This is a genomic window from Caulobacter sp. FV2ps19 (genome assembly GCF_058681035.1).
This window is the reverse complement of record NZ_CM178729.1, coordinates 4226543-4246043: the sequence shown is the minus strand read 5'-3', so window position 1 is coordinate 4246043 and position 19501 is coordinate 4226543. Positions and strand designations below refer to the sequence as shown.

Annotated in this window: 17 protein-coding genes and 1 tRNA gene; 8 read left to right on the top strand and 10 right to left on the bottom strand. The window is 66.3% G+C overall.

Annotated elements, in window-relative coordinates; genetic code table 11:
* Positions 1-30 precede the first annotated feature (30 nt).
* Positions 31-501 (bottom strand): pyridoxamine 5'-phosphate oxidase family protein, encoded by a 471-nt coding sequence (locus ACW18B_RS20165; RefSeq protein ID WP_492048779.1) that lies wholly within the window; start codon positions 499-501, stop codon positions 31-33.
* A gap of 156 nt (positions 502-657) precedes the next feature.
* On the opposite strand from ACW18B_RS20165, the gene ACW18B_RS20160 reads away from it, so the two are divergent.
* Together ACW18B_RS20160 and ACW18B_RS20155 are read left to right on the top strand one after the other, a co-directional pair.
* A complete protein-coding gene (locus tag ACW18B_RS20160; protein WP_492048778.1) occupies positions 658-1422 on the top strand; it encodes an SDR family NAD(P)-dependent oxidoreductase in 765 nt (254 codons plus the stop codon).
* Between the two features lie 88 nt (positions 1423-1510).
* Complete coding sequence (locus ACW18B_RS20155; RefSeq protein ID WP_492048777.1) at positions 1511-4096, top strand: ATP-binding protein; 2586 nt, start codon at positions 1511-1513, stop codon at positions 4094-4096.
* 41 nt (positions 4097-4137) lie between these two features.
* On the opposite strand, the gene ACW18B_RS20150 is transcribed toward ACW18B_RS20155, so the two are convergent.
* Both ACW18B_RS20150 and ACW18B_RS20145 read right to left on the bottom strand, forming a co-directional pair.
* Positions 4138-4671, bottom strand: a complete 534-nt coding sequence (locus ACW18B_RS20150; protein ID WP_492048776.1) for a GNAT family N-acetyltransferase — start codon at positions 4669-4671, stop codon at positions 4138-4140.
* A complete protein-coding gene (locus ACW18B_RS20145) occupies positions 4668-4790 on the bottom strand; it encodes a hypothetical protein (protein WP_492048775.1) in 123 nt (40 codons plus the stop codon). Before ACW18B_RS20145 ends, ACW18B_RS20150 begins: the two co-directional genes overlap by 4 nt.
* 52 nt (positions 4791-4842) lie before the next feature.
* On the opposite strand from ACW18B_RS20145, the gene ACW18B_RS20140 reads away from it, so the two are divergent.
* Together ACW18B_RS20140 and ACW18B_RS20135 are read left to right on the top strand one after the other, a co-directional pair.
* The gene (locus ACW18B_RS20140) at positions 4843-5298 is read left to right on the top strand and encodes a GNAT family N-acetyltransferase (protein WP_492048774.1); all 456 of its coding nucleotides are present in this window, start codon (positions 4843-4845) and stop codon (positions 5296-5298) included.
* A gap of 74 nt (positions 5299-5372) precedes the next feature.
* Positions 5373-5621 carry a GlsB/YeaQ/YmgE family stress response membrane protein gene (locus ACW18B_RS20135; RefSeq protein WP_492048773.1) on the top strand — a complete coding sequence of 83 codons (249 nt, stop codon included), beginning with the start codon at positions 5373-5375 and terminating at the stop codon, positions 5619-5621.
* Between the two features lie 19 nt (positions 5622-5640).
* Here ACW18B_RS20135 and ACW18B_RS20130 read toward each other — a convergent pair whose 3' ends face one another.
* From ACW18B_RS20130 to ACW18B_RS20120, 3 genes are all read right to left on the bottom strand, one after another.
* Positions 5641-8070, bottom strand: a complete 2430-nt coding sequence (locus ACW18B_RS20130) for a putative bifunctional diguanylate cyclase/phosphodiesterase (protein WP_492048772.1) — start codon at positions 8068-8070, stop codon at positions 5641-5643.
* 183 nt (positions 8071-8253) lie between these two features.
* A complete protein-coding gene (gene typA / locus ACW18B_RS20125) occupies positions 8254-10086 on the bottom strand; it encodes a translational GTPase TypA (RefSeq protein ID WP_492048771.1) in 1833 nt (610 codons plus the stop codon).
* A gap of 551 nt (positions 10087-10637) precedes the next feature.
* On the bottom strand, positions 10638-11528 hold the full coding sequence (locus ACW18B_RS20120) for an N-formylglutamate amidohydrolase (RefSeq protein WP_492051802.1): 891 nt from the start codon (positions 11526-11528) through the stop codon (positions 10638-10640).
* A gap of 217 nt (positions 11529-11745) precedes the next feature.
* On the opposite strand from ACW18B_RS20120, the gene cpdR reads away from it, so the two are divergent.
* The 3 genes from cpdR to ACW18B_RS20105 all read left to right on the top strand — a co-directional run bounded on the left by cpdR (position 11746) and on the right by ACW18B_RS20105 (position 13802).
* On the top strand, positions 11746-12102 hold the full coding sequence (gene cpdR / locus ACW18B_RS20115) for a cell cycle two-component system response regulator CpdR (protein ID WP_492048770.1): 357 nt from the start codon (positions 11746-11748) through the stop codon (positions 12100-12102).
* Positions 12103-12200: 98 nt separating this feature from the next.
* Positions 12201-12275: transfer RNA gene (locus ACW18B_RS20110), tRNA-Val, on the top strand.
* A 315-nt stretch (positions 12276-12590) separates the two neighbouring features.
* Entirely contained in the window at positions 12591-13802 is a 1212-nt protein-coding gene (locus tag ACW18B_RS20105) for an OmpA family protein (RefSeq protein ID WP_492048769.1), read from the top strand.
* A gap of 286 nt (positions 13803-14088) precedes the next feature.
* Here the strand turns inward: ACW18B_RS20105 and mnmC2 are convergent, their stop codons facing one another.
* The 3 genes from mnmC2 to motA form a co-directional block, all read right to left on the bottom strand.
* Positions 14089-15867 carry a tRNA (5-methylaminomethyl-2-thiouridine)(34)-methyltransferase MnmC2 gene (mnmC2, locus tag ACW18B_RS20100; RefSeq protein ID WP_492048768.1) on the bottom strand — a complete coding sequence of 593 codons (1779 nt, stop codon included), beginning with the start codon at positions 15865-15867 and terminating at the stop codon, positions 14089-14091.
* A gap of 175 nt (positions 15868-16042) precedes the next feature.
* Complete coding sequence (locus ACW18B_RS20095) at positions 16043-16369, bottom strand: hypothetical protein (protein WP_492048767.1); 327 nt, start codon at positions 16367-16369, stop codon at positions 16043-16045.
* 147 nt (positions 16370-16516) lie between these two features.
* Entirely contained in the window at positions 16517-17386 is an 870-nt protein-coding gene (motA, locus tag ACW18B_RS20090; protein ID WP_492048766.1) for a flagellar motor stator protein MotA, read from the bottom strand.
* Between the two features lie 117 nt (positions 17387-17503).
* Between motA and ACW18B_RS20085 the strand changes: the two genes are divergently transcribed.
* On the top strand, positions 17504-18814 hold the full coding sequence (locus tag ACW18B_RS20085) for an MFS transporter (RefSeq protein ID WP_492048765.1): 1311 nt from the start codon (positions 17504-17506) through the stop codon (positions 18812-18814).
* On the opposite strand, the gene fixK is transcribed toward ACW18B_RS20085, so the two are convergent.
* Positions 18811-19455, bottom strand: a complete 645-nt coding sequence (gene fixK, locus ACW18B_RS20080) for a transcriptional regulator FixK (RefSeq protein ID WP_492048764.1) — start codon at positions 19453-19455, stop codon at positions 18811-18813. The genes ACW18B_RS20085 and fixK overlap by 4 nt on opposite strands.
* Positions 19456-19501 lie beyond the last annotated feature (46 nt).

The window sequence follows — 19501 nt, the reverse complement described above, 5'->3', positions numbered from 1 at the left end:
CCGACAGGACCCGCGCGACTTTCCCGCCGCCTAGCGCGGAATTTCCTCGAGTTCGCCGGCCTCGACATGGGTCGTGTGGCCAAAGCCCTGGCGATAGTCGAGGATCGAGACCCGCTGCGGCGTGATGCAGAACAGGGCCAGTTCGCCGTTCGAAGCGTCCAGCTGTCCCCCGACCTGCGGAAACTTGTCGAGAAACAGTCGCCCGATCTCCAGCACCTCGTGCGGGGCGACGATCCTGTCGGCCCGGCCGGTGATCGACAGGCCGCGGATCTGGCTCCAGTCGTCGTAGGGCAGGTCGACGGTCAGGGCCACGCGCGGATCCCGCGCGAGATTGTGCGCCTTCAGGGACGCGCCCGAGCAGCCGAAATAGATCGCAAGGCCGTCATTGACGAAGCTGACGGTGGTGGCGTGCGGGGCGCCGTCGTCCTGCAGGGTAGCCAGGGTCAGGTCGTCCGCCGCGTCCAGAATCTGGACGATCTCGTGTCTGGATTTCTGTTCCATGCCGCTCTCTCCCGTGTGCAAGCCTGACGACGATCGCCCGTCGCGGCGCGGCGGCCATGATCTAGGTCAATCGCCGCAGGGTCGGCGCGTCTTGACCCGATGGTCGCCGCGTTTCACTGTGCCTAAAATTCAAACAAGCGTTTCAGGGAGCGCGCCATGGGCCTCTTCGACCTCACCGGCAAGGTGGCGATCATCACCGGATCCTCCAAGGGCATCGGCAAGGCGATCGCCGAACGCATGGCCGAGCAGGGCGCCAGGGTGGTGATCTCATCGCGCAAGGCCGGGCCGTGCGATGAGGTGGCCGCCGCGATCAACGCCGAACACGGCCCGGGAACGGCCATCGCCGTGCCCGCCAATATCGCCTCCAAGGACGATCTTCAGAACCTGGTCGACGAGACGCGAAAGGCGTTCGGCAAGATCGATATCTGTGTCTGCAACGCCGCCAGCAATCCCTATTACGGCCCGTTGTCAGGGATCGCCGACGACGAGTTCCGCAAGATCCTGGATAACAACATCATCAGCAATCACTGGCTGATCGGCATGGTCGCGCCCGAGATGCGCGAGCGCAAGGACGGGGCGATCATCATCGTCAGCTCGATCGGCGGCCTGCGCGGCAACGCCATCATCGGGGCCTACAACATCTCCAAGGCCGCCGACTTCCAGCTGGCCCGCAATCTGGCCCACGAGTTCGGTCCGGACAATGTGCGGGTCAACTGCATCGCGCCGGGCCTGATCAAGACCGACTTCGCCCGCGCCCTGTGGGAAGATCCCGCCACCCTGGAGCGCGCCACCAAGGGCGTGCCGCTGCGCCGCATCGGCGAGCCGGACGAACTGGCCGGGGCGGCGGTCTATCTGGCCTCCCAGGCCGGCAGCTTCATGACGGGGCAGGCCCTGGTGGTGGACGGCGGGGCGACGATATGAGGCGCCGGTCCCGCGCGGCCTGGCGTTAAGTTTAACCTGGAATATACCGCTTCTGCTGCAAGGTCTGACCTCCTACAGAGGATGATCCTTGCGGCGACTTCTAGCCTCTTTCGCCTTCGTCGCGTGTTTGGCGTCCAGCCCCCTGGGTTGGGCGGCGGATGCGCGCCCGACCTCGATGGGCGCGCGGCTTGAGGTGCTGAACAGCGAGATCGGCGCGCACCAGATCAAGACGCCGCCGCAGGACAACGAGGATATCGAGCGGGCCGGGCGAAAAGCGATACAGCGTCGCGGCCCCGAGCGCCTCTATGGTCTGTGGCGCGTCCTGTATGCCTATAAGAGCAACCAGGTCCGGGCGCGGTTCGACACCTGGACAGCCCGAACCCGGCTGGTCGCGCAGCAGGACAACGACGCCCCGCTCCTGGCGCTGACCGACCTGATGAGCCAGGCCTATCGCAACGAGACCGGGGGTTTCCGTGCGATTTCCGAGGCCGACTGGCGCCGGTTCCTGGATGGGCCCTCACGCGACATTCGGATGATGGCCGGCGTGGAGCGGATGCGTCAGTTGGGCCAGACCGGGCGTTGGGCGCAGGCCGCGCGTCTGGCCGCCAACCTGTCGATGGAGATCGAGGCGCGCGGAGAGATCGCCCGGCCGCTGCTGGCGGAGGCCTATCAGGTGCACTCCTACACCCTGGCCGATATCGGGGATAAGGAAGGCGCGCTTGACCGCATGACCCAGGCCGCGCGGCTTGATGAGCACGACGCCTTCTACATGCGAAAGGTCGAGCGGCTCTACGACATCGCCTACACTGCGGTGGAGGTGGGAGAGATCGACGCGGCGGCCCGTCTCGCGAAGCTTCATCACGCCATGGTCGGGGCGACCGGCGACCCGGCCCTGCGGACCTGGGATCGGTTTCTTTGCGCCCTGGTCGCGGAGGCGCAGGAGAGTTCGCCCGGCGTACTGAGCTGCGTTTCGGATGTGCGAGCCGCCCTGCGCGCGCCCACCGAGCGTCTGCATGTGTTGATGTTGAAGAAGAAAATCGTGGCGGAGGCCATGCTTGGCGACGCTGCGGCGGCCCGGACTGATCTGGCGATCCTGCGCGCCGTGCCGCCCTCGCTGTTCGACCGCGATCCGCAGGTGGAACTGCTGGCCGAGGCCTATATCGATCGCTCGGACGGAAACTTTGATCTGGCGTTCCAGAAGCTGAACGACTGGCGGCGACTGGACCAGGCGGCCACCCAGCGAGCCCATTTGCGCAGCGTGGCGGAGATGTCGTCGGCGCTGGAGGCCGAGCTTCGCGCCAAGCGGGACGAAAGCCGGCGTCTGACGCAACAGGTCGAGCTTACTCGGAGCCTGGCCCGCGCCTCGGGCGTTATCGCCATCCTCCTGGCCCTTCTGGTGGCCGGCGGGGTGACCTGGGCGTTCCATCAGCGGCGGATTTCCCTCACCCTGCGCAAGGCCCAGGCCCGGGCCGAGGCCGCCAACCAGGCCAAGTCGGCCTTCCTGGCGGTGATGAGCCATGAGCTGCGGACGCCGCTGAACGGCATGCTGGGCCTGGCCCAGGCCTTGCGGTCCGAACCGTTGGAACAGCGCCAGCGCGACCAGATCGACCTGATCCTGGATTCCGGCGACATCCTCCTGGTGCTGCTCAACGACATCCTGGACCTTTCGAAGATCGAGGCGGGGAAACTGGAGATCGCGCCAGTGGCCGGCGACCTGGTTCAGACCTGCGCGCGCCTGGTCAGCGGCTATCAACCCGTCGCCTATGACAAGGGCATCGAACTGGTCTTCCGCGTCGAGGGCGTGGCGCCGGGGCCCCTGATGTTCGACGCCGTCCGTGTACGGCAGTGCCTGACCAACCTCGTCTCCAACGCCTTGAAGTTTACCAACGACGGGCGGGTCGAGGTGGTTCTGTCCAGTGGCCCTGATCGCGCTTCGGGTCGCCAGAGGGTCCGGCTGCGTGTGTCGGACACCGGCATCGGGATGAGCGAAGCCACCCTGGCCAAGCTGTTTCGGGCCTTCACCCAGGCCGACGCCTCGACCACGCGCACCTTTGGCGGCACGGGTCTGGGCTTGAACATCACCCGGCGGCTGGTCGAGTTGATGGGCGGGGATATCCAGGTTGAAAGCCAGGAGGGCGAGGGCTCGGTCTTCAGGATCGAGATGCTGGCCGATGCCTGTACGGAGTCGTCCGCTGAGGAGGCGGCGCCGGGCGACGAGTTTCCCGAGCCGGCCGGCGAGTCGTCTTTCGCCGCCCTGCAGGGCCGGCGGGTTCTGGTTGTCGATGATCATCCCCTGAACCGGCGGGTCATCAGGCTGTTCCTTACGCCGTTCGAGTGCGAGTTGATCGAGGCGGAGAACGGCCAGGAGGCGCTGGCCGCCCTGGAGGCCAGCCCGATTGATATCGTGCTGATGGATGTCAACATGCCGGTCATGGACGGACTGGAGGCCACGCGTCGCCTGCGCGCCAATCCCCGCTTCGCCCGGCTGCCGGTGATCGCCCTGACCGCTGACGTGATGTCGGCCCAGATCCAGACCTGTCTGGCGGCGGGCGCCGACGCCCACGTGGCCAAGCCGATCGACCTGCGCAACCTGCTGTCGGCAATGGATCAGGTGCTGTCGGCGCGGCTGCCCGCGGGGCGCGGCGATGATTTCCGTTCGACGTCGGCCGGTTGATCCTGTCAGCCTGAGGACAGATCCGTTCTGGGGCGCGCGCCTTAGCCCGGTCGCTTGATTTCGAACCGCATGACCTGGCCGAGCTCGTCGTCGATATAGCCGCCGACATGGCTCAAGCCGCACCGGGTCAGTATGGCTTGTGACGCCACCAGGGCGGGCAGGGTTTCGGCCGTGACGACGGCCACTCGCGGATCACGGAACGCCATGGCGACCAGCATGCGCGCCGCAGCGCCGCCGAAGCCCTTGCGGTGTTCGCTATCGACAACCGAATAGCCGATCTCGACCTCGCCCCACAGGTCGGGCGGTCCCTTGAAGCCGCAGATCCCCACCAGCCGGCCCTCGGCGATGATGTACCAGCTGGAATAGCAAGGCTCGTCGGGGTGCTCGGCGATCAGGCCGCGCATCCAGATGCGGGTCGCCGGGTCATTGTGTTGGGGCGGCCAGGCGGCGGGCGGCAGCACGCCCAGGCCAGCCGCGATGGCCGGGCCGCCGCGTTCCTCGGCGTCCAGCAGGTCAGGTGTGGTGGCGATCAGCGAGACGAGGTCGCCTCGCTCTTCCAGGAGAGACCGGATCATTCGGAGTCGCCAAGCCCCAACCGCGCCTGGGCGAGGCCGCTGTCGCTCCGGGTCTGGATCCGGGCGTTGTGAGGCCGGCGGACAGGCGCGATATCGGCCTCGAGGAGCCCATGGGGCATGATGCGCGTCTCATCTGTTGCGTCGGCCGTCTGATCGCACAATATCGCTGCCATGCGCATCCTGCCTTTTGAACCCCGACATGCCGCCGCCTGGCGCGATCTCAACACCGCCTGGATCTCGCAGCATTTCACGCTGGAGGCCAAGGATGTCGAGGTGCTGGAGGATCCGGTCGGCAAGATTCTCGACAGGGGCGGCCATATCCTGATGGCTGAGAGCGAAGCCGGCGACGCTATCGGCTGCGTGGGTCTGATCGCCCTGCCGAACGGCGGTTTCGAGGTCGCCAAGATGACGGTTTCGGAGGCCGCGCGCGGAACCGGCCTTGGCCGGCTGCTGATGCAGGCCTGTATCGACAAGGCGCGGGCCCTGGGCGCGCCGCGCCTCTATCTGGAGACCAATGCCGGCCTGGCGCCGGCCATGGGCCTGTATCGCGCCATGGGTTTCATCGACCTGCCCGCCCGCGACACGCCCTATGCGCGCTGCAATGTCTGGATGGAACGACCGCTCTAAAGCCGGGAGACTGACGCAACCTTCGCGACGGCTCATGCATTTCCGAAGCTCAACAGGGCATTCAGGAGAGACATATGAGCGGCGTAGGCATCATCGGCGCGATCATCATCGGCATTCTGGCCGGTTGGATCGCCGAGCAGATCATGAAGCGCAATCACGGCCTGCTGACCAATCTGATCGTGGGCGTGGTCGGGTCGTTCCTGGGCGCCTTCGTGGCCAGCGCCCTGGGCATCGCCTGGGGCGGCTTCATCGGCAGCCTCGTGATCTCGACGATCGGCGCGATCCTGCTTCTGGCCCTGCTGGGCCTTATCAAGAAGAGCTAGATCAAGAAGAGCTAGGCTTTCAGGCCGAGACGGAACTGTTTTCCGTCTCGGTCATCCCGGCCGTTTCGGCGCTTTCACGGCGCATCCGGCGCGCCAGGTCGTTGACTAGGAAGTGGGGAATATCGTCCACAGGCATCGGGCGACCGAACAGGAAGCCCTGGAAGTGGTCGCAGTGCATTTCACCCAGCATGCGCGCCTGATCGGCGGTCTCGACGCCTTCGGCGGTGACCTGCAGCTTCAGGGTCTGACCCAGCAGGGTGATGGTGCGAACGATGTCGGTGATGGCCGAATTGTCGCTCATCTCGGCGACGAACGAGCGGTCCAGCTTGATCTGGTCGAACGGGAACCGCCACAGATAGGCGAGGCTGGAATAGCCCGTCCCGAAGTCGTCCATGGCGATCTTTACGCCCAAGGCTTTCAAGGCCGTCAGCTGGTCCATGGTTCGGGCCGTGTCGTTCAGCAGCAGGCCTTCGGTGATTTCCAGTTCCAGACGCGAAGGTTCCAGGCCTGAGGCCTCGAGCGCCTGTTTCACCTGACCGACCAGATCACCCGCGGTGAACTGGTTGGGCGACAGATTGACGGCCACGGTCATCGGCGCGGGCCAGGAGGCGGCCTGTTTGCAGGCTTCGTTCAGCACCCATTCGCCGATCTTGCCGATCAGGCCCCACTGTTCGGCGCAGTCGATGAAGTCGTTGGGCGGCACCAGGCCGCGCTTGGGATGCTGCCAGCGCAACAGGGCCTCGAAGCCGGTGATGTCGTGTTCGCGGCATCCGATCAGCGGCTGGAAGAACACCCGTAATTCTTCATTCTTGAGCGCGGCGCGCAGATCCATTTCCAGGGCGCGTCGCTCCTGGGCCCAGACGTCCATCGACACCTCGAAGAACCGGTAAGCGCCTCGGCCGTCGCCCTTGGCGCGATAGAGGGCCAGGTCAGCGTGCTTGAGCAGGCTGTCAGGGTCAGCGGCGTCGACCGGCGCTATGGCGATGCCGATGCTGGCGCCGATCTGAATGTTGTGGCCCTTGATCTCGTAGGGCTGCGACAGGCGATCGACGATGGCGCGGGACAGTTCGCCCAGGGTGGCGGGCGAAGGCGCGGGCGCGACGACCACGGCGAACTCGTCGCCGCCCAGGCGCGCCACGGCGCCGGCGTCGCCCACCTCGTCACGCAGACGTTGCGCGACCTCGATCAGCAGGGCGTCGCCGACCGGGTGGCCCAGGCTGTCATTGACGCCTTTGAAATGGTCCAGGTCCAGGCACATCACGGCGCAGCCCCCCGACGCTTCGGCGCCGGAGCTCGCGTGATCGGTCCAGGCCTTGCCCAGCGCCTGCATGAACGACAGGCGGTTGGGCAATTGGGTCAACACATCGAAATGGGCCAGGCGCGAGATGCGTTCCTGGGCGGCCCGCGCGGCGGTCACATCCGCGCCGACACCCCGGAACCCGACAAAAGCGCCAGCCCGGTCGTGAATCGGCTTGGCGCTGATCGACCACCAGCGGGTCTCGCCGCCGACCGGTACCGAGACGATGATGTCGCGAAAGGTTTTCTGGTCGTCAAACAGCTTTGTCAGAGAGACGGCGGGCCCAGAAGGCGCCTCGGCGACCGGTTCGCACAGGTCGGCGAGGGGACGGCCCACAAAGTCCAGTCTGTCGCCACCGGCGGCCACGGCCATTCGGTCGGACACATGGGTCAGGGCGCCGCGTTCATCGACTTCCCACAGCCAGTCGCTGGCCCCTTCTTCAAAGTCGCTCAGCAGCAGGCTGACCACCTGCTTCTGGCGTTCCAGGTCCTCGCCGGCCACCAGGCGATCGGCGAAGACCTTGGCGTGGTGCAGGCACGAGAGGCTGACAACGAGGTAGCAAAAGATCAGCAGGGCGGCCAAGGCCAACAGGATCGGGTCACCGCTCCCGACCAGGACATAGAGCGAGCCGATCACCATGGGCGTGGAATAGGCGATCGCGGCCGTCGGCAGGGTCAGCATGGCGAAACCGCCACAGCCGATCATGCCGGCAATGACCGAGACGATCAGCATCCGCATCTGCACGCTGGCGGCGTCGCCATGCATGGCGAGGACCGGAAGGGCGCCCCAAAGGGCGCCCAGAAGGCCGGCCTGCTGGGCGATGCGGCGCAGGCCGGCTGCAGAGACGGTGGCCTTGCCGCCCTTGCGGCGCTGGGCGGCCAGCCAGCCGCGCAGACCCAGCAGGGCGTAGCTGACAACGACGGCGGACCAGACGATCACGGCGACGGAATTGGGGCCGGTCAGACCGGCCAGGCCCACCAGCAGCGCGATGACGATATTGGCGCCCATCATGATCGGCGTGAGGCGCAGGATGCTGACCAGTTGCTCCATGCGGAAGCGGCCGGCCATCTCTTCGGGTACGGTCGGGTTCAGGCGCGTGAGCAGGGCGGTTAGGCGCCCCTCAATGATCGGGTTTGCGGCGACTGGGCCCACGGAGCGGTCCTGACTTCCCCAGGACGACGAGGTCCCCGGCTGGACTGTCCGTGGTTTATGTAAACTCTCGGTTAAGCCTGTTGGCGCCGGCCGCCCGTCGTACAGCGCCCTGTCAGGCAAGAAAAAGGCCGCCGTCCCTTTCGGGGCGGCGGCCTTCCTGTCTCAATCAGGAGCCTTGCGGTCCTACTCTTCCTTGACGCGACGCTTGCGGAACGACGGGTTCAGGGTCTGCTTGCGCAGGCGGATGTTCTTGGGCGTCACTTCGACCAGTTCGTCTTCCTCGATATAGGCGATGGCCTGTTCGAGGGTCATGCGGCGCGGCGGGGTCAGGCGAACGGCTTCATCCTTGCCCGAGGCGCGGATGTTGTTCAGCTGCTTGGCCTTCATCGGGTTGACGTCGAGGTCGTCCTGACGGGCGTTCTCGCCGATGATCATGCCCTGGTAGGTCTTTTCGCCGGCGCCGACGAACATCGTGCCGCGATCTTCCAGGTTCCACAGCGCGAAGGCCGCGGTTTCACCGTCCGAGTTCGAGACCAGCACGCCCTTGCGCTGGCTGTCGATGGCGCCCTTGTAGGGCTCGTAGTGGCTGAACACGCGGTTCAGCACGCCCGAACCGCGCGTGTCGGTCAGGAACTCGCCCTGATAGCCGATCAGCGAACGCGACGGAGCCACCAGTTGCAGGCGGGTCTTGCCGGCGCCCGACGGGCCCATGTCCTTCAGCTCGGCCTTACGCATCGACAGCTTTTCGATGACGATGCCCGAGAACTCGTCGTCGACGTCGATCATGACGTCTTCGATCGGCTCCAGGCGCTTGCCGGTTTCCGGATCGGTCTGGAACACCACGCGCGGACGGCTGATCGACACTTCGAAGCCTTCGCGGCGCATGCCTTCGATCAGCACGCCCAGCTGCAGTTCGCCGCGACCGGCGACTTCATAGGCGTCGCCTTCGGCCGTTTCGCTGACCTTGATGGCCACGTTGGATTCGGCTTCGCGCAGCAGACGGTCACGAATGACGCGGCTCTGGACCTTATCGCCTTCCTTGCCGGCCAGCGGGCTGTCGTTGACCGAGACGGTCATCGAGATGGTCGGCGGATCGATCGGCTGGGCGGGCAGGGCCTCGGTGACTTCCATGGCGCACAGGGTGTCGGCCACGGTCGCCTTGGACAGGCCCGCGATCGCGACGATGTCGCCGGCTTCGGCTTCATCGACCGGCTGGCGCTTCAGGCCGCGGAAGGCCAGCACCTTGGTGATGCGGCCGCGTTCGATTTCCTTGCCGTCCAGCGACAGGGCGTGGATCGACATGCCGGGGACGGCCTTGCCCGAGGTGATGCGCCCGGTCAGCAGGCGACCCAGGAAGGGGTCGTTTTCGATCAGGACCGACAGGATCTGGAACGGCTTGTCGACGTTCTCGACGACCTTGGGTTCCGGCACGTGCTTGACGATCAGGTCGAACAGCGGGGCCAGGGTGTCGTTGGGCTTGTTCATGTCCATGGTCGCCCAGCCGTTCTTGCCCGACGCATAGATGTGCGGGAAGTCCAGCTGCTCGTCCGTGGCGCCCATGGCGGCGAACAGGTCGAACACGTCGTTGAGGATGCGGTCCGGATCGGCGTGCGGACGGTCCACCTTGTTGAGGCAGAGGATCGGACGCAGGCCCATCTTCAGGGCCTTGCCCAGGACGAACTTGGTCTGGGGCATGACACCCTCTTCGGCGTCGACCAGAATCACGCAGCCATCGACCATGCCGAGGATGCGTTCGACTTCGCCGCCGAAGTCGGCGTGGCCGGGGGTGTCGATGATGTTGATGCGGGTTTCGCCCGCCTCACCGTGCCACAGGACGCTGGTGCACTTGGCCAGGATGGTGATCCCGCGCTCGCGCTCCTGGTCATTGGAGTCCATGGCGCGTTCGGTCGTGGCTTCGTTCGCACGGAAGATGCCGGACTGGGCGAGGAGCTGATCGACGAGAGTGGTCTTGCCATGATCGACGTGCGCGATGATGGCGATGTTTCGCATGGACATGGAGAAGGCGAACTTTCGGGGAAGAGAATAAGGTTTGACGCTGCGCGCGTCAGGCGCGCGGCTTTTACGCGACTGCGTTGGATTTATCCACCCCACCTGTTGCGAAAGGCGAGTTTCGGGAAACCGGTGTCAATGCGAAACCCTTATTCTATCGGGGTTTGAGATCCGTTCGCGACTGAGGTTGTTTCTTGCGCAACTAATTGTGCAGTGCAGCATGCCTGAAAATTAAGCTTATTCACGACTCGTCAATCTCTATTCCTTGCTCTGCAAAGGGTTTCTCGAAACCCCCTCAAAGAAATCGACATTAACGCCAACTTTTCCGCTTGCCCAATTTCGCACCGCACCCTATAAACGAGGGGTGAGGCGGCCTCGCCGCCTCTGCCCTTCCTGGGCGTTTCCTCCCTAATGAACTGCCCGGCTTTCGAGCCGGGCTTTTTTTTGGCCTAAGCGATGGTAGCGGTATCGGTCAGGCTTGAGGGCAGGATCGCGCTTCGATGGAGCCCGGAGCGTCCATCAAAAAAATCATGACAATAAGGCGGGTGTCTTCGTCCTCAGCGCAGGCTGGTCAGGTCCAGGGCCGCCAGGGTCCGCGTCAGACGCTCTGCGTCGGCGGTTAGCCGGGCAAGACCCTCCGTCGGCTCGCGCGTGACCTCATCCATATAGAGCGCCCGATTGATCTCGATCTGCAGGGCATGGGTGCGCCGGGCCGGCCGCCCATAGTGCTCGGTGGTGTAGCCGCCGGCATAGGGGGTGTTGCGGGCCACCTTGTAGCCCATCGATTCCAGCTCGCGCTCGACCAGACCGGTGAGTAGGGGCGAGCAGGCCGCGCCAAACCGGTCGCCCAGTACGATGTCACAGGCGCCGCCCGCTCGGCCTCTTTGGCCCTGGGCCGCCGCAGCCGGCATCGAATGCCAATCCACCAGGATCGCCACGCCGTGGCTGGCTCGCGCCGCCGCCAACAGCCGGGTCAGGGCGTCATGATAGGGCCGGTGGGCCAGGTCGATGCGGGTCTTGGCCTCGGCGAAGGTCAGTTTGCGCGCGTAGATCGGCCGCCCCTCAGTTGCGACCCGGGCGATTGCGCCAAGCCCAGCCGCGACGCGCGGCGAGCGGCTTCTGGCGTAGTCGGGCAGGTCGTCCTCGAACATGGCCGGGTCCAGTTCCCAGGGCTCGCGGTTCAGGTCGATATAGGCTCGCGCGAGACGCGCCTGGATGACCGTCGCCCCCAGGGCTGGCGCGCCGGCGATGATCCGGTCAACGAAAGCATCCTCCGAACTGCGGATGGCGGCGGCGTCCAGGCGCGCGGCGGCCATCATGTCATCGGGATAGATGCTGCCCGAGTGCGGCGAGGCGAAGACCAGCGCCGTCGGCGGCGGCAGGGGCTCGGGCGCGGCGCGCAGCAGATCGTGGGCGGGCGAGCACTCATATCCGGACCTCGCCGACATATCAGCGGCCGGCGCCGGGGCCGTCGCGGTCTGCAGTGTCGTCGCGATCGGCTTGCTGGCGCTCATGGGGCATATTCGCAAGGCGCGCTATCTGTGGTCAAACACCTTTGGACGAGTTCGGTGTTCCTGTGGATGAGGCGTCGGGTTCATGCCCGATTTACAGTCCGTACCTTATAGTAGGCGTTCACCTCCGACGACTTCCGGAAAAAAGACCGACATGGCCCGCATCCTCCTCGCCGAAGACGACGATTCCCTCCGGGGCTTTCTGGCCCGAGCGCTCGAGCGCGCCGGCTTCGAGGTTCAGGCCTGCGCTGACGGCGAAGAAGCCGTGGGCCATCTGGATCATCCCTGGGACCTGCTGCTGACCGACATCGTGATGCCCGGCATGGATGGCATCGAGGTCGCCCGCCAGGCCGCCGCACGGGATCCGTCCCTGCGCATCATGTTCATCACCGGTTTCGCCGCCGTGGCCCTTTCGGCGCAGGACCGTGCGCCGGCCGGCGCCAAGGTGCTGTCCAAGCCCGTTCACCTCCGCGACCTCGTCGCCGAGGTCGAAAAGATGATGGCAGCATAAAAGGCCGATAAGCGGCTTGCGCATCGCAAAGGCCGCCGCTATATCCCCGGACCTTCCCGACCGGGACGCCTTGCGAGGCGCTTCCAGGCCGCTCTGGCGGACGCGTAGCTCAGCGGGAGAGCACCTCGTTGACATCGAGGGGGTCACAGGTTCAATCCCTGTCGCGTCCACCATTCTCCTTCACAACATGCCGCCGTATCAGGATCGCATCCGCGCGGCCTTCGTCCGATTGCGCGCTGGCTGTTCCGCGGAATCGGCTATCGCCGGAGACAGGTCAACGCGACGGGGTCCGTGCCTGTGATGCGGCCTGACCCCGCACGGGTTTTGGCGGGGCGCAAACAGCCCGCCGCCGGGGCGTTCCTTCGGCCTTGATGCCGTTTTTCCCAACTGTTGCTCTTTAGCCACATACGAAATCGCTCCCACTGCGTTTGTCTTTCGGGTCCGCCTCTAGGTCGGCTCCACGACAATTCCTCGAGAGGGTGCAAACCATGAGATTCAAATTACTGGCTGGCGTCGCGGCGGTCGCCTTGTGCGCAGCCAATGGCGCGTCGGCTCAAAGCGCGACGAGCGGCTGGTATGTGGCCGGCGACGCTGGCTACCACATGCCCACGGACGTCAAGGCGACGTCTTCGAAGGGCTATGACTGGGACTTCTCCCAGAAGGAAGACTGGGCCGCTTTCGGCCGCATGGGTTACAAGTTCACGCCCAACTGGCGTGTTGAAGCCGAATACGGCTATCGCGGTTCCGACATCGACGGCGTTCGCGGCAACGGCCTTTCCGGCGCTCAGCCGACCGGCCTTTGCACGGCCGGCCCGGTTCGCACCGCGGCCTCGCCCAAGTGCGGCGAGCCGAACGGCGAGATGAAGGCCACCACCGCGATGGCCAACGTGATCTATGACTTCATGCCCGACTCCAGCCTGCACCCGTTCATCGGCGCCGGCGCGGGCGTGGCGTGGGTTCACAACAAGGTCTATGGCCAGCTGAGCGGCGTTCCCGCCGGCGGCGCGCCGTTCCAGAACGCCAGCTTTGACGACGTTGATCAGGCTTTCGCCTATCAGGGTCTTCTGGGTCTGGCCTGGGACTTCGCGCCCAACTGGAGCCTGGACCTGACCGGTCGTTACCTCGAAACCAAGGACCTCAAGTGGGGTCAGGTGACGCAGAACGTCGGACCGGGCGTCGGCTCGATCACCGACACGGGCGTCTTCGCCGGCAAGTACAAGGACACCTCGGTGACCCTGGGCGTGCGTTACACCTTCGGTTCGCCGCCGCCCCCGCCGCCGCCTCCGCCGCCCCCGATGGCTCCTCCGGCTCCGCCGCCCCAGGCTCCGCCGCCCCCGCCGCCCCCGCCCGCTCCGGTGGCCTATGAGGCGCGTGAGTTCGTGGTCTACTTCCCGTTCGATCAGTACGTCCTGACGCCGGAAGCCCAATCGGTGGTCCAACAGGCCGCTGACTACGCCCGCACCGGCGGCGCCACGAAGATCACCGTGACGGGTCACACCGACACGTCGGGTTCGGACAAGTACAACGCCCGTCTGTCGGAACGCCGCGCCAAGGCCGTCGCCGACGGCCTGGTGGGTCTGGGCGTTCCCGCCACGACCCTGGCCGTCGACTGGAAGGGCGAAAGCGCTCCGGCCGTCTCCACTGGCGATGGTGTCAAGGAACCGCTGAACCGTCGTTCGGCGATCTCGATCAACTTCTAAGATCGAACGTCTCTGAAGATCTGGGGCTCGGCCGAAAGGCCGGGCCCTTTTTCTTGCGCCAGGCCTGAACGAAAGGACGCTCCCGATGGGGCGTCGGGAGCGTCAATATCGACGGCCTAGAGGGCGACGTGGCCGTCGTCACGGACCGACCTTTTTTGGGGGCGTCGGCCTCATGTCTTCGGGCCCCGCTTTGGTTGCGGAAGCCCAACACCCGAGCCTGGCGGTTTGGGTGAAATCTGTTCGCCGAACGTCGTCGTCCGGCATGGTGCGACTATAAGCTTGGCCGCTAAGCGGGCCAGTCAAAACGCGTCGTTCTGACCAGGTGCGACAATTCGCGCGGGAGCGGCGAGGGCGCCGCCAGGACCTGGGCGACCACGTGCTCGGCGAGCAATGGCGCCAGGCAAAAGCCCCGACCGCCCAGGCCACCCAGCACGAACAGACCCTCCGCCACCCGTCCAGCCAAAGGCAGGTGATCGGCTGTGGCGGTCCGTGTCGCGGCGCGGCCCGACAGAGGCGCGTCACGCACCCGCGCCGCAAGTTCTGGCAAGCCCTTGGCCAGGGCCTCGCGATTTCGCGCGTGATCCTCCGGTCGCTCGTCGGTGTCCAGGTCGCCGCGATCATGGGTCGCCCCGAAGAGGAGGCCGTCCCGCGTAGGGATGACATAGCCGCCAAACGCGGCGGCGACGCGGCCCGGGCCTTCCTCGAGGCGGGTCCAGCTGGCCTGGCCCCGGATCGAGAGATGGGGAAGGTGCGGCAGCAGGCGGCTCAGTCCGGCGCCCGCCGCGACCACCACGGCGTCGGCGCGAAGGATCTCCTTGCCGGCCGCATCGAGCAGACGCCAACCGGCGCCGTCGCGCTCGAGGGCGTGAACCTGATCTGTGATCGCCGCGCCGCGCCAGGCGGTCAGCACGATCTGTGGCTCGACGACCAGAGCGCGATCCAGAGCCAGGGCCGGACCGCCGGGCTCGCCCAGTCGGTCCGAGGATGAGGCGAGCACAGTCATGGATCCCGGCTCGAAGATGTCCTGGGCCGCCACCGCGGCGAAACGCCCCTCAACCTGTTCGGTTTGAGCCAACTGCAGGGCGCCGCGCGCGATCACCGCCGCGGGCAGGGCCTCATAGAGATCGCCCGCCCGCCCGAACGCCTGGGCGTGGAGCGCGGCGCGGCGACCGCCGCCGGCGTCGAGGGCCGGCGTGACCATGGCGGCCGGATTGCCCGAGGCGGGCGCCAGGCCGTCATCGACGATCGTGGCCGGCAGGCCCTGGGCTGCGGCGGCCCGCGCCAGGGAGACCGCCGCGATCCCGCCGCCGATGATCGCCAGACTTGCGGGGCGTCGCGCCGCGAGGGGCGGGCCGGGGAGCCAGGCTTCCAGACGGTCCTTCTTGCGGCCGAAACCGGGGCGCTTGGCGATCTCGAAGCCGGCGGCCTGCAGACCGCGCCGCACCGCGCCCGCCACGGTGAAGGTCGCAGCCCTGGCCCCGGGCGCCGAGCGTGCGGCGACGGCCGCCATGATGTCCTCGCTCCACATCGCCGGGTTGAGGGCGGGCGAAAAGCCGTCCAGGAACCAGGCGTCCGCTGCGCCGTCCCACGCCTCCAGGGCCGGCCGCACATCCATCACGGCTAAGTCCAGGGTGGCCCGAAAGCCCGGCAGGTCCAGGCGGTGGAAGCCCCGCGCCTGGCCCGGCCAGCCGTCGAGCAGCACCTCAGCGGCTTCGCCAAGCTCGGGCCAGACCGCCAGGGCGCGGGCGGCGTCTTCCCGGCTGATCGGATGGGCCTCGATCGAGAAGATGTGCAGCCGCGCCGTCGGGGGCGCTTCGCGTCGCCACAGGTCCAGCAGGGCGGCGATGTTCAGGCCCGTGCCAAAGCCCAGTTCACCCACCACGAATCGCTCACGTCCGGCGAAGGCGTCCGGCAGGCCGCAGCCGGCCAGGAACACCGCGCGGGTTTCAGCCAGGCCATCGGCGCTGGAGAAATAGACGTCGCCATAGAACCGCGAGCGCGGCAGTCCGTCCGCATTCCAGATAAGGGGGGAGGCGTCGTCGGAAGGCTCGGCGGTGTCGCTCATGCGCGGCTTAAAGCCTCTTCACGACGCGTGCTGTCAATCCGGGCCGGGGACCGCCCACGAAAAAGGGCCGCCCTCTCGGACGACCCTGGAGAGCGCCGTTGCCGGTCTTGCTCTAGGTTTTTCTTTTCGCACCGTTTTTTGCGGAAAACCGGCGTCCACTTTTCCGCACGACGCTTTAGTGCGCGGCCTTCTTCTCTTCGGCATGGGCGGCGGGCGGGTGAGCCGGCTCTTCGGCGGCGGTGGCGGCGGCTGGGGCCTCGGCGGTGGTCGCCGTGTCGCTTTCGTCGATCGGCGCGACAGCCGCGTCGGCGGCCGCCTTGTTGGCGTCGGCGATGGCCTGTTCCTGGGCCGTCGCAGCGTCTTGAACCGTGCTGGCGTCGCCGGCGGCTGCCTCGGCGGTCGAGGCGTCGTGACCCTCGTCCTTCTTGCCGCAGGCGGTCAGCGAGAGGGCCGAGACGGCCACGCCCGCGATGAACAACATGCGAAGACTATGGGTGTTCATGGATATCCCTTACGGCTGATGGCTCAAGCGCGTCGCGCGCAGGTCCGAATGACGTCTACCCGCGGAAGGGAATACCGGTTCGATCGGGCGCGCAAGCGTGAGGTCACGCGTCCGTGATTACATCGGCGACAGACTCGGATCGCCCGATCAGGCTTCGTTGGGGATCTGGGACAGGGCCTCTTCCAGCTCCAGGAAGCTGGGCTGAGCGGCGCTGGGCACGTTACCGCGACCGATTTCGACCGAGATCTGGGCGGCGTTGCCGTGCAGGTGGGCCACCAGGACGGCCTGGATGATCTTGTAGAAGGCGGCATCGTCATCGATCACCGCCGCCAGGCGCGTCGCCATGGGGCCGACCAGACCATAGGCCATGAACACGCCCAGGAAGGTGCCGACCAGGGCGCTGCCGATCATCCCGCCCAGCACGGCCGGCGGTTCGCTGATCGCGCCCATGGTCTTGATGATGCCCAGCACGGCGGCGACGATGCCCAGGGCGGGCAGGCCGTCGGCCAGTTGGGTCAAGGCGTGGGCGGGCCCGTGCGCTTCGTGATGGTGCTTTTCGAGCTGCTTTTCCATCGCGTCCTCGACCTGGTGGGGATCTTCCAGGTTCATGGTCATCATCCGCAGGGTGTCGCAGATGAAGTCGACGGCGAAGTGGTCCTTGGTGATCTTGGGGTAGCGCGAAAAGATCGAACTTTCGTGCGGCTTTTCGATGTGGCTTTCCAAGGCGATGACGCCCTTGGACTTCATGGTCTTGGTCAGCAGGAACAGCAGGGCCAGCAGATCGCGATAGTCGGAATTCTTCCATTTCGGACCCGCGAAGATCTTGCCGAAGCCTGCGGCCGTGCCCTTGATCACGGTCATCGAGTTGGCGATCAGGAAGGCGGCGACGCCGGCCCCCAGAATGGCCATCAGTTCGTGGGGCGCGGCCTCGATGATAACGTCCATCTTGCCGCCGGCCATGACAAAGCTGCCGAAGACGAGGCCGAAAAGCATGACGATGCCGATGATCTGGAACATGACGAAAGCCGACCCCGAGAATTGATGCGGCATCATCGCGGTTAATGATTAAGCCAAGGTTCCCGGCCCTCGGGTGGTGAGTTGCGCGCGCGCATCACCGGGCCTAACAAGTGTTTGATGTCGACCGCCACGCCAGAAACCCGGGATAACCGGGGCGCCTTTGCGATCCTCTTTGGAGTGTCGGTGGTCTCGGCCATGGGCAACAGCGGCATGTGGTCGGTCTTGCCGGCCATCGGCCGCCAGATCGGGATCCCCGATGTGCTGGTGGCGGCGATCTTCTCGCTGTCGGCGGTGCTGTGGGCGATCAGTTCGCCGTTCTGGGCGCGGCAGTCCGATATTCACGGCCGCAAACCCCTGATCCTCCTTGGCCTTGCCGGGTTCAGCGTCTCCATGACCCTGTGCGCCATCGTGGTCAGCGCCGGCCTGCATCATCTGGCCGCGCCCATGGTGATCTTCGGCCTCTTCCTGACCGCGCGGGCGCTGTTTGGCCTGTTCGGCTCGGCCTCCAATCCCGCCACCCAGGCCTATATGGCCGAGCGAACCAGCCGCGAGGAACGCACCCAGAGCATGGCCACCCTGGCGGGGGCCTTCGGGTTGGGCACGGTGGTGGGGCCGCTTCTGGCGCCGCTGTTTGTTCTGCCTTTTGTCGGTCTGGCGGGGCCGATGTTCGCCTTTGCGATCCTGGCCGGGATCATGCTGGTCGTGGTGCAGCGCGGGCTGCCCGAGACCTTTAAGCCGGGTCGCGGCGACATTCCGCCCCGCAGGCGGATGAGCTTTACCTTCAGGGGCGAGGGCGCGGCGCTCTGGAAGGACCCGCGGCTCAAGCCTTTCCTGATCTACGGTTTCCTGGTCGCCTCCTGCCAGACCGCCCAGTCCCAGACCCTGGGTTTTCTGATCATCGACAAGCTCAAGCTGCCGCCGATGCAGGCCCAGGGCTATATCACCTTGGCCATGGCGGCGGGGGCGGTGGCGGGGCTGCTGGCCCAGTGGGGCCTGATCCGGATGTTTTCCATGCGTCCGCGCGACCTGATGCGCTGGGGCGTCGCGGCGGCGGCGATCGGCAATGTGGTGGTGGCTTTCTCGCCCGACTACGCGGCCGTCGCCATCGGCTTCGCCATCGCCAATCTGGGCTACGGCTTCGCGCGCCCCGGGTTCACGGCGGGCGCTTCCCTGTCGGTGGGGGCCAAGGACCAGGCCGGGGCCGCCGGCGCCATTGCGGCGATCAATGGCCTCAATGTCGTGTTTGGGCCGCTGTTCGTGATGTTGTACCGCGCGATCGGCTGGGGGCCGTTCGTGCTGAACGCCGCCATCCTGTCGGGACTGCTGATCTACGCCCTTCGCCAGTCGGCCCTGCGCAGGGCCAGCGAAGCCGACGCCCAGGACGAAGCCACGCTCGCCAGCCTCGAGCGCAGCGACGAGGGCAGCTAGTCCTGCAGACGCCGAAGGGCCGCGCTGTCGCGCAGCACGATGTGGCGCGAGCTGGGAATGGCGATGACGTCGTCTGTCTGAAGCTGGGTGAGGGTGCGCGACACGGTTTCGATGGTCAGGCCCAGATAGTCAGCCATGTCCTGGCGCGACATCGGCACGTCCAGTTCGACGTCCGAGCCAGTCCGCTCGGCGAGGTCGACCAGCAGGGCCACCACCCGCTCGCGCGCCGATTTGCGACCCAGCATCACCACGTGATCCTGGCTGCGGCGCAGTCCGTCGACCGTCAGTTGGTACAGAGCCTGGGCGACGCCCTCGCGCTGTGAGGCCAGTTGGCTGAGCGTCCCGCGCCGGACCATGCGCACGGTGGTATGGGTCATGGCTTCCGCGGTGACGCGGTGCAGATCGCCCGCCTCGATGCCGAAATAGTCGCCGGCGAAATGGAATTCATCGATCTGACGTCGACCGTCACGCAGTGACCGCAAGGTCCGGACCGAACCGGAAATGACCTGATAGATGTAGTCGGCCTTTTCGCCCTCGCCGAAGATTTCCTCGTCGCGCGTGTGATGCTGACAAGGCCCCGTAAAGCCCAGGGGCGCGACGGCCAACGGTTCAAGGTGGGTTTGGCGAAGGGGAGACAACATGTGGCGAACCTCTTGTTGGCTCAGTTCTGGCGGGTGCTGGCCCCGC

Coding starts and splice junctions, on each gene's coding strand:
- ACW18B_RS20145 (WP_492048775.1), bottom strand. CDS start 4,790: ATGCCCCATGGGCTCCTCGAGGCCGATATCGCGCCTGTCCGCCGGCCT.
- ACW18B_RS20165 (WP_492048779.1), bottom strand. CDS start 501: ATGGAACAGAAATCCAGACACGAGATCGTCCAGATTCTGGACGCGGCG.
- ACW18B_RS20120 (WP_492051802.1), bottom strand. CDS start 11,528: ATGTCGGCGAGGTCCGGATATGAGTGCTCGCCCGCCCACGATCTGCTG.
- ACW18B_RS20160 (WP_492048778.1), top strand. CDS start 658: ATGGGCCTCTTCGACCTCACCGGCAAGGTGGCGATCATCACCGGATCC.
- ACW18B_RS20095 (WP_492048767.1), bottom strand. CDS start 16,369: ATGAACACCCATAGTCTTCGCATGTTGTTCATCGCGGGCGTGGCCGTC.
- ACW18B_RS20135 (WP_492048773.1), top strand. CDS start 5,373: ATGAGCGGCGTAGGCATCATCGGCGCGATCATCATCGGCATTCTGGCC.
- motA (WP_492048766.1), bottom strand. CDS start 17,386: ATGTTCCAGATCATCGGCATCGTCATGCTTTTCGGCCTCGTCTTCGGC.
- ACW18B_RS20150 (WP_492048776.1), bottom strand. CDS start 4,671: ATGATCCGGTCTCTCCTGGAAGAGCGAGGCGACCTCGTCTCGCTGATC.
- ACW18B_RS20085 (WP_492048765.1), top strand. CDS start 17,504: ATGTCGACCGCCACGCCAGAAACCCGGGATAACCGGGGCGCCTTTGCG.
- cpdR (WP_492048770.1), top strand. CDS start 11,746: ATGGCCCGCATCCTCCTCGCCGAAGACGACGATTCCCTCCGGGGCTTT.
- typA (WP_492048771.1), bottom strand. CDS start 10,086: ATGTCCATGCGAAACATCGCCATCATCGCGCACGTCGATCATGGCAAG.
- ACW18B_RS20140 (WP_492048774.1), top strand. CDS start 4,843: ATGCGCATCCTGCCTTTTGAACCCCGACATGCCGCCGCCTGGCGCGAT.
- ACW18B_RS20105 (WP_492048769.1), top strand. CDS start 12,591: ATGAGATTCAAATTACTGGCTGGCGTCGCGGCGGTCGCCTTGTGCGCA.
- mnmC2 (WP_492048768.1), bottom strand. CDS start 15,867: ATGAGCGACACCGCCGAGCCTTCCGACGACGCCTCCCCCCTTATCTGG.
- fixK (WP_492048764.1), bottom strand. CDS start 19,455: ATGTTGTCTCCCCTTCGCCAAACCCACCTTGAACCGTTGGCCGTCGCG.